Source organism: Virgibacillus halodenitrificans JCM 12304 (genome assembly GCF_001310895.1).
In the GTDB taxonomy this organism is placed as follows: Bacteria; Bacillota; Bacilli; order Bacillales; family Amphibacillaceae; genus Virgibacillus_Q; species Virgibacillus_Q halodenitrificans.
In genome coordinates, this window is sequence record NZ_BAZS01000004.1 from 110112 (window position 1) to 123035 (window position 12924).

Below are 12924 nucleotides of genomic sequence, written 5' to 3' on the forward strand. Positions count from 1 at the left end.
ATATCTCGAAAAAGAGGTTACGTGCTAATCAAAAGATTAGAAGGAAACAAGATGAGCAATGGAAGACAGTTCCCACCCTACCACAATTTTTTGCAAATAGAAGGAGGAAGACAATGACATACTGGCTAACAAATGTACGCTTAGAAACCGGCTTTCATAAAGAGAATGGACAAGTGATTGGCACCGAAGCTGAATTAAAGCATGTGGTGATTGACGAAGGAAGCATTAGTAGAATCGTAGACCTAGAGGAGCCGATTCCGGCGGATGTGGATGTGAAGGACGCGGAAGGAATGCTGTTACTTCCTTCTTTTATTGAGAAACATGTCCACCTGGATAAAACCTATATGGGAGATAAATGGAGAGCAAGCAGACCGGCAAGTAGTGTCTTGGAAAGAAGTACGATTGAAAAAAATACGTTAGCTTCCATGCACACAACTACTGAGGAGCGAGCCAATGCGTTGTTGGAAGTTCTAGTAGCTGCAGGCTCGACACATGTAAGGACACATGTGGATATATATCCAGAGGTAGGGCTGCAAAATCTCGAAGGTGTTAAGCGGGCACTTGCTAATTTTGGCGGTAAAGTCAGTTCAGAAATAGTGGCGTTTGCCCAGCATGGATTATTGAGCAATGGCACGGAAGAGTTAATGCGCGAGGCTGTAAAGAATGGTGCAGGTATTGTAGGCTCTGTGGATCCGGCGACAGTGGATCAGGATATAGAAAAATCATTGGTAACATTAATGGATATTGCAGTGGAAGGGAATGCGGCGATCGATATCCATTTGCATGATCCGGGACATCTGGGGAACTTCACGATGAAGCGACTTGCCTATTTAACCAAGCAAGCCGGATGGCAAGGAAAGGTAGCTGTGAGTCATGCATTTGGCTTGGGAGATGTTTCCGAAGAAGAAGCGAGAGATATGGCCCATATTTTAAAAGATGCAGGTATATCTATCATTACAAGTCTACCTATTGATCGAGGGGTTCCTGTACCTTTACTAGATGAGGTTGGAGTCGAAGTAGCCGTTGCGAATGATAACATTTTTGATTCCTGGTGGCCAACGGGCAATGGGGACTTACTTGAAAGAATCGGTCGCCTTGTTGAGACAAACCGGTGGACAGATGAAGTGGCGCTTTCGCAAGCCCTACGTTATATAACAGGAGGTATTACTCCATTGAATCGTGATGGCAATCAAGCTTGGCCGAAACCGGGAGTGGAAGCAAATATGGTCTTGGTTGATGCAAGCTGTTCAGCAGAAGCAGTTGCAAGACGTGCTGAGAGGAAGGCTGTGTTTTATCAAGGTAAGCTGGTTGCTGGAGAGTTGGGTAAGCTATAACATACCAAGGGGAGCTAGATAGAATGGTAAAGCTATTACTACCTGTTTTATGTATCGCGTTGCTACTAGGCTGTCAGACTAACGATCAATCGACAGAGAACACCAAAAACCAGGAGGCAGAGGAGGAAAGCAATATGAAAGAACAATACTTTCAAGCGGCTGAGCAGGGGGATGTTGCAAAGCTGAAAGAGGTAATCGAGGCTGGGATAGACATTAATGTTACAGATGATGAAGGACGGGCAGCGGCAATGATTGCTACTTATGCGAACAAACCGGAAGCGGTTAAGCTCCTTATAGAAAAAGGAATTAATATTGATCTCCGGGATAATATGCAAAACAATCCATTTCTTTATGCAGGTGCAGAAGGTTATTTGGAAATTCTGAAGCTAACAATAGAAGCAGGGGCAGATCCAAGCTTATTAAATCGATATGGTGGTACAGCTTTGATTCCTGCCGCAGAACATGGTCATATTGATGTCATAAAGGAGTTAGTAGAAAACACGGAAGTTGATGTAAACCATTTAAACGATTTGGGTTGGACAGCCTTATTAGAAGCGATTATTCTCAGCGATGGAGGAGAAAAACAACAGGAGACCATTCAATTATTAATCCATCATGGTGCAGACGTGAATATCCCGGATAATGACGGCGTAACACCACTTGCACATGCTAAAACTAAAGGATATACAGAAATAGTTGAAATACTTCAACAGGCCGGGGCAAAATAGATTTTTTTAAAAACGTACCCATAAGACTCAACACGGATATTTAGATAGTAATCGATTTGATTATTATCTAAATATTCATTATAATAAAAGTGGTTAAACATCCTCCGTACAGTCCTCACTTCGAAAAAGGAAGTGTTATAAATGCCCCTGAATATACCTTTACAACTAAACTCCTCATCGTTAACAGTAATGGAAGACGCTGGTTTTTATAAGCAAAAATCAGCAAACCAAACTGAAAGAGAAAAATTATTGAAACATGTTCCTCTGGAAAAGTTAATGGATTTGAAAGTAGACTATGCTTTTAAACAGTTATTTGGAAGTGAAAAAAATAAGGATATTACTGTTATATTTTTAAATGCCATTCTAAAAAAATCCGGTCGAAAAGTCATAAAAGAAATAGCATTCACCAGCACGGAATCCGGAGGTGAATATGTAGATGACAAGCAGTCAAGGCTTGATTTCCTCGCAATAACAGATGAAAATGAACGAATTAACGTTGAAATTCAGTTTACCAACAAATATGACATGGTAAAACGATCTATCTACTATTGGGCAGGCATCTACCGTAGTCCGTTGCAAAAAAGGATGAGCTACAAAGAACTACAGCCAGTAATTGCCATTAATATAATGAATTTCAATTTATTCCAACAGACCGATCGGTTTCATACGATGTATCATTTATATGAAGATGAGGAAAAATTTAAGCTGACAGATGTCATGGGTTTTCATTTTATTGAGATGCCAAAGTTAATAAATGATTGGAAGAATGGTAATCTGGATCCATGGAACGATGTTTTAGTTAGATGGCTCTTAATGCTTGGTATGGTGGATTATCGAAATAAAAAGGTTTACGATGATATTTATCAAGAGCTGGAGGCGATTGCTATGAAGGATAAATCTGTGCGTGCTGCTTTTCAAAACTGGGAGCAACTCAGTATGACCCAGGAAGAATATTTTGCTTATGAATCGCGTTTAAAGCAAATTAATGATGAAGAAGCGGCCCAGCGTGAAGCAGAGCTCAGGCTGCAGGAAGCGAAAGAGAAGGCAATTAGGGAAGGAAGAGAAGAAGGTTTTGTCAAAGGATTAGAAGAAGGAAAAAAAGATGGCAGAGTGGAAGGAAGACAAGAAGGATTAGCTAAAGGAATTGCGGAAGGAAAAGCGGAAGGAAAAGCGGAAGGAATCGCTGAGGGGATAAAAGAAGGAGAGAAATTCACAAAAGAGAAAATTGCGCGACGTTTATTAATGAATGACATGGATAGTGAAACCGTGGCAGAAACAACTGGGCTATCCATTGAACGAGTTATTCAACTTCAACGTGAAATATAGTCTAACTGTGAGTTAAATGTAAAAAGGAAATGAAATCTAATTAAGAATCTATTTCCTTTTTGTGTTATAAAAGTAAGCTGCCACATCTCAATTAATCTATATATCAGAAGATCTAGCTCGCCTTTTTCTAGTACTAAAGAAGGATATTGTATCTTTTTGTCGAATATAAAAAAGACACTAGATAAAAGGGGAATGGAGAATGAGTTGTGATATTTGTGCACCACAAGAAAAGGGATATACCGTATGTTTTTCAGATAAGCAAGATGCACAGCGACTTTTAAGTTATTTTAATAGCCTTCCAACAGTAAATTGGAAGAGGATAGATCCTGCAAACGTGTGGATGATCGAGTCCATCTTTTTTGACTTTATAGATTATGCGGAGGCGCATCTAGGTGAGAGACATATAGTTGCCGCTTTGGCAGATGTCCGCAAGCCGTTAAAGTATAAAACCCCTTTGAAACCAATTGCTCAATTTAAACAGGAGCGTGAAGCGAGCTGGATAGATGATGTAATACAAAACGAATCGATCGCTACCCATTATCAGCCAATCGTTAGTTGGACAACTGGTACATTAGAAATCGTAGGCCATGAATTATTGTCGCGGGGCTTGGACAACGAAGGGAAGATTATTCCTCCTTTTAAAATGTTTGAGGCTGCTAAGATTAGAAATCGTACATTCTCCTTGGATAGGGCATGCAGAATTACTTGTGTAAAAAATGCGGAAGCTGTGGGAGATAAGCTTATATTTATTAATTTTATACCTACAGCTATTTATGTACCGGAGCATTGCCTGGCAACTACGATTAAATTAATTGAAAAACTGCATATAAAGCCTGAACAGGTCGTTTTCGAGGTCGTTGAAACAGAACAGATAGATGATGTGGCGCATTTAAAATCGATCTTAAATTATTATCGGTCACACGGGTTTAAGTATGCGCTGGATGATGTGGGAGTAGGCTATAACGATGTTGAGATGTTATCCAATATGGAGCCTGACTTTGTGAAGTTAGCGATGGAGTATACAAATGGAGTGAGTCAGGACGCGCAAAAACAACATGTGGCAAAGTCTGTGTTGACAATTGCACATAATATGGGCGCAAAGGCATTGGCAGAAGGTGTAGAGCAGGAAGAGGACTTATTGTACTTAGCTGATATGGGATATGATCTATTCCAAGGCTATTATTTAGGAAAGCCAACTGCAACCCCTGCAACAAGGATAGGAGAAAATGCAGTAAGCTAACATTTAATATAAAAGCTAGGTAAGACCAGATGTCTTGGCTAGCTTATTTCTTGCTAATCGCATCTCCTATATTTGCATTCTTCTTTTCTATTAGGGAAGGCTTCGCTCACCCCCATACTGTTTACATTTAAATCACTTTCAATCCCAGCAGTGTATTCAGCATGCCCGTTTACTGTTCCGTCAATTGCTATACCACCCATTTGACTCACATAAATATCGTTAATCTCCACTGATTTAATGTCTTCAAAGTTTTTAAAGAGATAATCTTCTACATTTTTCTTTGCTTTGTCTACATTAATCTCATCCTCAATTTCATTACCAGAGTTCAAATTACAGCTAGCTAATAGTATAACAAATGCTATAATAAAAAATATTTTTTTCATGTTATCCCTCCCAACGCTACTCCCTTTTAGAAAGGAGTAAAAAGATGACTATGAATGATAAACATTGAGGTAGCAGGTCACTATTGGTTACATCGAACAATTGACAGCAAACCTATAAATCTATGGTGTAGAAATCTTTAATGAGGGCATGGGAATGTCAATTGATAATGTTACCACTGAAAAAACTTGTACGTTCATTGCGCGCAACATCGTGGAAATGGCATTACAAGATGAGTTGGAAGGTTAATAATATAAGGAGACGCTTAGGCATCTTTTTTTGTTAATCACAGTCTCTTCCCTTTTCATTCTACTTTTCTGTTAGGGATGACTTCTACACTTCACCTAATTATAAGATTAATAATCACAAATTTTTTCTTTACATTCTTCTTTTACCTCAGGGAAACCCTTTGTTTCTCCTAAACTTTGAACGCTTAGTTCTTTGGGATCTACACTTGCCGAGAAATCAACCTTGTCATTTACAGTTTCCCGAATCATCAATCCACCCATTGGATCGCTAGTATCATTTGAAAATGTAATCTTATTTATATTTTCATAGTTGTTTCGTATGTAGCTTTCGACTTTTTGTTTTGCTTGATCAATTACTTTATCACCTGTTCTCATACTTTCTGTTGGAAGACTACACCCAATTAAAAGAAAGAGAATGAATAGAACAGGGATAACTTTCATGCTGTTTTGGAAGGGCTAATGATCTGACTTATGAAAATCAATTGATATTGGACTAATAATCGCAAGTTTTCTCCTTGCATTCGTCTTTTTCTTCAGGGAAATTATCGCTTTGAATTGCTAGGCTACCTATAGTAAGATCGCTGTTTAAACTAATTGAAAAGTTCTCAGTTTCATTGACGGTACCATCAATCGTCATACTACCCATAGGCGCTTGATAAGGTTCGTCGAGTTGAATATTGTTGATATTGGTATAGTTATTCACAAGGTAGCTTTCCACATTTGCTTTAGCATTTTGTATTGTCTGTTGGTCATACTCGTTTTCTTGTTCAGAATTCACCTTACAAACAGCTAGTAACAACATAATGAACAGAATAATAAGTAGTTTTTTCAAAGGGAGATTCTCCTCTTAAGGGGGATTTCGATACTTTACCTAATTATAAGGCTAATATTCACATGCTTCTTTCATACACTCTTTTTTTCTTGAAGGGAAATTAGCTTCTTCACTGATGCCTGCTATCGAAAAGTCTTCGTTAATAGTTATAGAAAAACCAATATTGTTAGCTTCGCCGTCTATCGTCATAGCACCCATGGGATTTATATACGGTTCTGTTAATTCAGTAGATTGAACTTCTTTATAATTATTTTGAACGTAACTTTTTGTAACACTTTTTGCTTTAGAAATAGTTTCATCATCAAATGCATTTTTTTCAGAGTTCACATTACAACCTCCTAATAGTATAATAATGGAAATGAATAGAAATAAAGTAAGACCTTTCAATTTAAATCACCTCAATATAATTTATAAATGGGGGTATTTTTGTGGGCAATATAAAAGATTATGCAGCGAGGATTTCAGAAGAAACATATAATAATGCAGTTGAAACACTTGAAATAAAAAAGAGTACGGGCGAAATGTCTTATTGGAAAACAAAAGAAACCATCAATGACAAAGACACTGGGCTTCAAGGCTACGTTTTACAAAATCCTGAAACTGAAGAAGTAGTAGTCAGTTTTAGAGGCACCGAACTTCCGAGAATGGTGGAAAAGCAAGTGCCACAAGGATCTCCCTCTTAGGCTGCTCGCTTAGCTGGTGCCGGTGGAGGGGCCACTTTAAAAGATGGTAACATTGTGGAAATGACACCACAAGATGAGATGGAAGGTTAATAAATATAAGAGAGACGCTTAGGCGTCTCTTTATTGTTAATCACATCTTCTTTCTTTACATTCTTCTTTTCTGTTAGGGAAATCGTCACCCACAGCCATATTACTTACACGTAAATCACTTTCGATTCCTGCAGTGTATTTAGCATGACCATTCACTGTACCATCTACTGCTATACCACCCATAGGGTCGATATAAATATCTTTGATTTCCACAGACTTAACATCTTCGAAGTTATTAAAAAGATATGATTCAACGTTTTCCTTTGCTTTGTCTACATTTATTTCATCCTCAATTTTATTGTCAGAGTTCACATTACAGCCCCTAATAGTATAATTAATCCTATAATTAAAAAAATTTTTTTCATGTTATCCCCCCCCCAAACGTTCCCCCTTTTAGAAAGGAGTAAAAAGATGGCTATAAATGATCAATTAGCAAGTAGAATATCTGCTAGGACCTATGTGGACAATGTTAACGAAGTCTATTATGAAGCAAGAAACGGAAAAGCGTCTGCTTGGTCAACAGTTGACACCATTCAAGATAAAGACACCGGACTCAAAGGGTATGTTCTACAAAACCCAGATACGGAAGAAGTAGTGATCAGCTTTAGAGGTACAGAACTTCCTAAAGTTGAGAAAAAGCAGGTAGAACAGAAATATGTAGGATCTCCCTCTCAAGATGCTCGCTTAGCTGGTGCTGGCGGCGGTGCCACTTTAAAAGATGGTAACATTGTTTATGATGGCAATAGCATCACAGGTATTGATAAAGCTGAAAAAGATCTAACAGAAGATATTCAAGGTATTGTTTTTGGTGATCCCAATTATACCAAAAAAGATATGGAACAACAGAGTATATAGCATCACCTTCTCAAGATGCTGCTTTATCAACTGGTAAAGCAAAATTAAACTCCAACGAAAAAACCATCACCTATGTAAACAAAAACCAATTTACAGAATCAGAAAAAATAATAGCTGACACCGTAAAAAAATATGGAGCAGACAACATTACTTTTGTTGGGCATTCACTTGGAGGTGGTTTGGCTCAGTATTATGCAGTTAAACATGATTCCAATGCAATCACATTTGCTGCAGCTGATGTTTATTCTTTATTGTCCGAGGAAGAACAGCAAGAGGTTGCTAAAGGGAAATTTAAAGACAACATTATATCTTACACATATCCAGACGACTTTGTGGGTACTTTTTATAACGATTCCATTGGTTCGGTCTACTATATGTCTGAGCCCAAAGATAGTTCGAAAGGAATTAGTACACATAAGATTAAAAATTATATGGTTGAAGACTTGTATGATGAAGAAGGATATTTTCTACCCAGCACCCTTTATGATGAAAAAATTCATAGACAATTAGCTTCTTCGCCATTAAAAATGAAGAACAAAGGGGTCGAAAATTTTTACATTCGCATTCAGGGTAGTCTCATGGCGGCGTATGTTAAAGAATTGGAAGGCAGCTCTGAACTAATCGAAGCAACACAAAAAGCGCTGGTGAATTTTCTTGATTTTTATGTGGAATCAATGACCGAGTTAAAAAATACATATCTAGCTAAAGTAGGCACTGGTCAATACGATAAATTGAGTACAGCGCACGTCAATGAATATTTCGCAGATTACACTAACATCGACGAAGAAGGAGTTCCTATGCTGTTAGACATCGAAGAATTTGAAGGATTAATGTCTATGATAGGAAAAGCCTTGTCGGATACAGATGAGATCGCCTACCATATGGAAAAAATGAGCAATGATTTTAACAAAGCTGATACACAGCTTGCTCAGTGGTTGCAATTAAAAAAGTAAAAGTGTGGTGATACGATGGACGATTTAACTGAATGGTGGGAGGATTTTTGGGAGACGCAAAGCCAAAAGAAAGAATTAAAATCAAACATCAAAGCTGACCTGGAGACAAAAGCAGCCTTTTTTAAAGCTTATCTGCAACACTGTTATGCCTTGCACTCTCTATCTGAAAAACATAGAGGTATTTTGAGTAAGGTAAAAAACAGCTTTGATGGGGAAGCGAATGAAGCTTTAGGACTTCGCTTTGAAGAGAATAGTAAACAACTGGAACAATTAGATAAAATGTATGAGAATGTGAAAGAAAGCATAAAGACTAAATCGGGTTTCTGGTAAAATCGAATCTATATCCTCCGCAACTACCTTACTCAATAATAAATAGATGAGAGAATTTTGATAGCTGAAATTACTTTTACATACAAGTTAGACAAGACAGAAGAACAGATTCTTGGCTAGCTTATTTTTGTTTAAAATAGAAAACTTCTAATGACTAATTATACATTTATACACGGACAATATTTCTGACGATTTAATGCTAAATAGCCTCTATCAATAAACCCAATCATTGAACATGAAAAAAGACTGTCTATCTATCTTTCTCCCCTTAAATAATACAGAATTCTCGAAATATATCCTCTACTATGCTATCATTATAAAAATAACCAAAAAAGCAACATAATTCATGCTAGATTCAGAGGGCATACGAATTCTACTAATTTCAGCAGTAATTCAACAATCAAGGAGGAAACAGGATGACAGTAACGACTGACAGCAATGCATTACTTCGACGAGATGTGAATATGCTCGGCAGTATTTTGGGGGAAATTTTAGTACTCCATGGTGGCAAGGAGCTATTTGATAAAGTAGAAACAATTCGCGAAATGACGAAAAGTATTCGTAAAACATATGATGCGGATACGTATCAAACACTAAAAAATGAGATTAGCACACTACAGCCGCCTATGAGACAGCAGGTGATTAGAGCTTTTTCTATTTATTTTCATTTAATTAATATTGCGGAACAAAATCATCGTATTCGCCGGAGACGCGAGTATTTATTGAAGGAGGAGGAGAGTCAGTCCTTCTCTTTGGAAAAGACAGTATCCAACGTGAAAAACTATGACCTCACAAATGAGGATATTCAGGACGTACTTAATGAATTATCTGTGGAACTAATTATGACAGCACATCCAACAGAGGCGACCAAGCGTACCGTGTTAGAAATCCAAAAACGAATTTCTGAAATTTTGCGGAAGTTAGACAATCCACAAACAACAAAAAATGAGCGCGCATATGTGGAGGAAAGTTTATTTAATGAGGTTACAGCATTATGGCATACAGATGAACTGCGCCATCGGAAGCCTGAAGTGCTTGATGAAGTGAAAAACGGTCTTTATTATTTTGATCAAACGTTATTCCATACATTACCAGACGTTTTTCAGGATCTGGAGATGCAGCTACAATCCCAAATTTCTGAGGAGGACTGGAAGGTACCAAACTTTATTCAGTTTGGGTCGTGGATTGGCGGTGACCGGGATGGTAATCCAAATGTAACGCCAGAAATTACGTGGAAGACGTTGGGGATGCAACGGGAGCTTATTTTGAAGAAATACGATAGCACCATTGTTGATCTAATGAGACGTTTTAGTCAGTCAAGTGAACGTATTACCATTAACCCTCAATTTATTGAAAAGGTAGAGCAAGAGGAGGGTACCTATTTAGTAGATAAAGAGAAATGGCCAGTGAAGTCCGAGGTATATCGCCGTAAGTTTGCCATTATTTTAAAGCGGCTTCGAGAAACAGGAAAAACGGAAAACGGCTATCAGTTTTCGGAGGAGCTGGCAAATGATCTTATTGAAATTAAGGAGCATGCAGAGGCACATCTGCCGAAACCGAAAAAGCTGAAGACACTTCGTAAAGCAATTCGCCAGGTGCAGATGTTTGGTTTCCATCTGGCAACCCTTGATGTGCGGAACCATAGTGGGGAGCATGAAGCTGCTATCCATGAGATTTTGAAGGCAGTACATGTAGCAGATGATTATTCTAACTTGACCGAAGAGGAAAAGCAGAAAATTCTTCTCGAGGTTTTAAATGATCAACGCCCATTACTACTGTTTGATGGCAGTTATTCTGAGGCAACACAAAAGATGTTGCGTGTATTCCGGATGATTAAAAAAGCCCATGAAGAGTTTGGTAAGCGTGCAATTGAAGTTTATTTAATTAGCATGACGGAAGCACCGAGTGACCTATTGGAAGTCATGGTACTAGCTAAAGAAGCGGGTATCTATCGACTTTATCCGGATGGAAGTGTAGAAAGTGACATTGATGTTGCACCACTTTTAGAAACAATTGATGATCTGATTGCAGGTCCGAAAATTATGCAGACATTATTCGATACAGATGTATATCGGAAACAGCTCCAATCACGCAACAGACGTCAGGAAATCATGCTCGGCTACTCGGATGGAAGTAAGGATGGCGGTACATTAAGTGCAAACTGGCGATTATTTAAAGCACAGTTGGAAATTCATAATACAGCAAGAGAATATGATATCCGTCTGAAGTTTTTCCATGGTCGTGGTGGTTCATTAGGCCGTGGGGGCGGTTCTTTAAATACAAGTATTCTTTCCCAACCAATGGAAACTTTGGGCGATGGTGTGAAAATTACGGAGCAAGGAGAAGTACTTTCCTCCAGGTATTTACTTGAAGATATCGCCTATCGTAATCTGGAGCAAGCTGCTGCAGCCTTATTTGAAGCGTGTGCCAAGGTGTCCAGTTCTTCTGACCAGGTTGAACTGCGCCAAAAAGAATGGGAGGATGCCATGGAGGCTATTTCAGAAAAATCCCTAAGAAAATACCAATCGCTCGTGTTTGGCGACCCTGATTTTCTGACGTATTTCAATCAGGCAACTCCGTTAACAGAGTTAGGTGCTTTAAATATTGGTTCACGACCAATGAGCCGGAAAAACAGTCAGCGTTTTGAGGATTTGCGGGCAATTCCGTGGGTATTCGCCTGGACGCAATCCAGACATATGCTCCCTGCTTGGTATGCAGCGGGAACAGGTTTGCAATCCTTCATTGAAGAGAATGGAAGTAACTTAGAAATTTTGCAAACAATGTATAAGGAGTGGTCCTTCTTCCATTCCACTATTAATAACTTACAGATGGCCTTGATGAAAGCTGATATGAAGACTGCGAAGGAATATTTAGAGTTGGTAGAGGATCCTGTGTTGGCAAATCGGATTTATGAAGATATTGCCGAGGAGTATGAACGTACGAAGAAGGCGCTGCTGCAGATTTCCGGAAACGAAGAGCTGCTAAGTCACACGTCTAATATAAAAGAGTCCGTGCATCTTCGTAATCCATATGTTGATCCACTTAATTTCCTGCAGGTTGATTTGATCCAAAAGCTAAGAGAAACGTCAAATCCATCCGAAGAACTGGTGACAGAAGTGTTACTTACAATTAATGGTGTTGCTGCAGGTTTAGTGAATACAGGTTGATAAATAAAAACAAGCTGGTAATGATGCCAGCTTGTTTTTTAATGTAAATAGAAGTATTGCTTGTTGTAGAAATGATAGATTGTCCTTTTAACCCCGCTTCATTAACGGATCCAATACCATATCTGCAGATACACGAATGGGATACAATCCCTTGGCATTCCACAGTGTAATTCCTTGAGATAGAGATATATAGTAAGCTGCCAGCTCCATTTCATCCCCATCACGAAAAAGACCAGTCTGTTGTCCTTCAGCTATAATTCTGCCAATCCCTTTTAATGCCGTCGTATATTGGTCGATAATTTGTTCTTTTGTATCCTGAGAAAGGAAATCGGCTTGCATTGCTCCATAAGAAGCATGTGCCGGTCTAATGCCACATCAAAATCTCCCTTAAATGTAAGCTCTGTCAACCAGCGTAGCTTGTCATATGGTGTACCGTTATTACTTTCTGCCTCTTCAACCGCTTGGCTAAATAATTCCAGTACATTTGTAATGAGTGCAACATAAATCTCTTCCTTGGATTTAAAATAATGATATAGCAATCCGTGACTGAGATTGATGGAGGAAGTTATATCGCTTATTTTTGTGCCTGCAAATCCTTTACGGGCGAAGATCTTTAATGCAGCATTACTAATTTCCTCATATCGTTGATCACGTATCTTCTTAAATTGTTCTTCACTTCTAGCCATTCTTTTTGCCTCACTTTATTTAAAACATGTAACTATAATGCATTTATTATAGCATTAGTGGAAAAATAAAA

The 12924-nt window shown here is 38.4% G+C and carries 16 protein-coding genes; 9 read left to right on the forward strand and 7 right to left on the reverse strand.

Going from position 1 to position 12924, the window contains the following annotated elements; genetic code table 11:
* The first annotated feature begins 113 nt into the window (after positions 1-113).
* From JCM12304_RS03895 to JCM12304_RS03910, 4 genes are all read left to right on the forward strand, one after another.
* Complete coding sequence (locus tag JCM12304_RS03895; protein WP_060678601.1) at positions 114-1334, forward strand: amidohydrolase; 1221 nt, start codon at positions 114-116, stop codon at positions 1332-1334.
* Positions 1335-1357: 23 nt separating this feature from the next.
* On the forward strand, positions 1358-2062 hold the full coding sequence (locus JCM12304_RS03900; protein ID WP_256200753.1) for an ankyrin repeat domain-containing protein: 705 nt from the start codon (positions 1358-1360) through the stop codon (positions 2060-2062).
* 141 nt (positions 2063-2203) lie between these two features.
* On the forward strand, positions 2204-3388 hold the full coding sequence (locus JCM12304_RS03905) for an Rpn family recombination-promoting nuclease/putative transposase (protein WP_060678603.1): 1185 nt from the start codon (positions 2204-2206) through the stop codon (positions 3386-3388).
* Positions 3389-3587: 199 nt separating this feature from the next.
* Complete coding sequence (locus JCM12304_RS03910) at positions 3588-4628, forward strand: EAL domain-containing protein (RefSeq protein WP_060678604.1); 1041 nt, start codon at positions 3588-3590, stop codon at positions 4626-4628.
* Positions 4629-4681: 53 nt separating this feature from the next.
* Here JCM12304_RS03910 and JCM12304_RS03915 read toward each other — a convergent pair whose 3' ends face one another.
* From JCM12304_RS03915 to JCM12304_RS03930, 4 genes are all read right to left on the reverse strand, one after another.
* Complete coding sequence (locus tag JCM12304_RS03915; protein WP_060678605.1) at positions 4682-5011, reverse strand: membrane lipoprotein lipid attachment site-containing protein; 330 nt, start codon at positions 5009-5011, stop codon at positions 4682-4684.
* A 354-nt stretch (positions 5012-5365) separates the two neighbouring features.
* Positions 5366-5698: a DUF1433 domain-containing protein gene (locus JCM12304_RS03920; RefSeq protein ID WP_077358950.1), complete on the reverse strand. Its 333-nt coding sequence runs from the start codon at positions 5696-5698 to the stop codon at positions 5366-5368.
* A 52-nt stretch (positions 5699-5750) separates the two neighbouring features.
* Positions 5751-6089, reverse strand: a complete 339-nt coding sequence (locus JCM12304_RS03925) for a hypothetical protein (protein WP_060678607.1) — start codon at positions 6087-6089, stop codon at positions 5751-5753.
* A 51-nt stretch (positions 6090-6140) separates the two neighbouring features.
* Positions 6141-6416: a hypothetical protein gene (locus tag JCM12304_RS03930; protein WP_060678608.1), complete on the reverse strand. Its 276-nt coding sequence runs from the start codon at positions 6414-6416 to the stop codon at positions 6141-6143.
* Between the two features lie 101 nt (positions 6417-6517).
* Here JCM12304_RS03930 and JCM12304_RS03935 point away from each other — a divergent pair, with 101 nt between their 5' ends.
* Complete coding sequence (locus tag JCM12304_RS03935; protein WP_060678609.1) at positions 6518-6772, forward strand: hypothetical protein; 255 nt, start codon at positions 6518-6520, stop codon at positions 6770-6772.
* 126 nt (positions 6773-6898) lie between these two features.
* Here the strand turns inward: JCM12304_RS03935 and JCM12304_RS03940 are convergent, their stop codons facing one another.
* On the reverse strand, positions 6899-7174 hold the full coding sequence (locus JCM12304_RS03940) for a hypothetical protein (RefSeq protein WP_060678610.1): 276 nt from the start codon (positions 7172-7174) through the stop codon (positions 6899-6901).
* Between the two features lie 99 nt (positions 7175-7273).
* Here JCM12304_RS03940 and JCM12304_RS03945 point away from each other — a divergent pair, with 99 nt between their 5' ends.
* From JCM12304_RS03945 to ppc, 4 genes are all read left to right on the forward strand, one after another.
* Positions 7274-7717, forward strand: a complete 444-nt coding sequence (locus JCM12304_RS03945; protein WP_060678611.1) for a hypothetical protein — start codon at positions 7274-7276, stop codon at positions 7715-7717.
* 107 nt (positions 7718-7824) lie between these two features.
* Entirely contained in the window at positions 7825-8670 is an 846-nt protein-coding gene (locus JCM12304_RS03950; protein WP_369813131.1) for an alpha/beta fold hydrolase, read from the forward strand.
* Positions 8671-8685: 15 nt separating this feature from the next.
* A complete protein-coding gene (locus tag JCM12304_RS03955; RefSeq protein WP_060678613.1) occupies positions 8686-9000 on the forward strand; it encodes a hypothetical protein in 315 nt (104 codons plus the stop codon).
* Positions 9001-9416: 416 nt separating this feature from the next.
* Entirely contained in the window at positions 9417-12167 is a 2751-nt protein-coding gene (gene ppc / locus JCM12304_RS03960; RefSeq protein WP_060678614.1) for a phosphoenolpyruvate carboxylase, read from the forward strand.
* Positions 12168-12254: 87 nt separating this feature from the next.
* Here the strand turns inward: ppc and JCM12304_RS19270 are convergent, their stop codons facing one another.
* A complete protein-coding gene (locus JCM12304_RS19270; protein ID WP_157360422.1) occupies positions 12255-12506 on the reverse strand; it encodes a hypothetical protein in 252 nt (83 codons plus the stop codon).
* Entirely contained in the window at positions 12440-12853 is a 414-nt protein-coding gene (locus tag JCM12304_RS03965; protein ID WP_060678615.1) for a TetR/AcrR family transcriptional regulator, read from the reverse strand. Before JCM12304_RS03965 ends, JCM12304_RS19270 begins: the two co-directional genes overlap by 67 nt.
* Positions 12854-12924 lie beyond the last annotated feature (71 nt).

Bases quoted from the DNA above. Each gene is read 5' to 3' on its own strand.
- JCM12304_RS03955 (WP_060678613.1), top strand. From the start codon at position 8,686: ATGGACGATTTAACTGAATGGTGGGAGGATTTTTGGGAGACGCAAAGC.
- JCM12304_RS03895 (WP_060678601.1), top strand. From the start codon at position 114: ATGACATACTGGCTAACAAATGTACGCTTAGAAACCGGCTTTCATAAA.
- JCM12304_RS03915 (WP_060678605.1), bottom strand. From the start codon at position 5,011: ATGAAAAAAATATTTTTTATTATAGCATTTGTTATACTATTAGCTAGC.
- JCM12304_RS03945 (WP_060678611.1), top strand. From the start codon at position 7,274: ATGGCTATAAATGATCAATTAGCAAGTAGAATATCTGCTAGGACCTAT.
- JCM12304_RS03900 (WP_256200753.1), top strand. From the start codon at position 1,358: ATGGTAAAGCTATTACTACCTGTTTTATGTATCGCGTTGCTACTAGGC.
- JCM12304_RS03965 (WP_060678615.1), bottom strand. From the start codon at position 12,853: ATGGCTAGAAGTGAAGAACAATTTAAGAAGATACGTGATCAACGATAT.
- JCM12304_RS19270 (WP_157360422.1), bottom strand. From the start codon at position 12,506: ATGCAAGCCGATTTCCTTTCTCAGGATACAAAAGAACAAATTATCGAC.
- JCM12304_RS03920 (WP_077358950.1), bottom strand. From the start codon at position 5,698: ATGAAAGTTATCCCTGTTCTATTCATTCTCTTTCTTTTAATTGGGTGT.
- JCM12304_RS03905 (WP_060678603.1), top strand. From the start codon at position 2,204: ATGCCCCTGAATATACCTTTACAACTAAACTCCTCATCGTTAACAGTA.
- JCM12304_RS03910 (WP_060678604.1), top strand. From the start codon at position 3,588: ATGAGTTGTGATATTTGTGCACCACAAGAAAAGGGATATACCGTATGT.
- ppc (WP_060678614.1), top strand. From the start codon at position 9,417: ATGACAGTAACGACTGACAGCAATGCATTACTTCGACGAGATGTGAAT.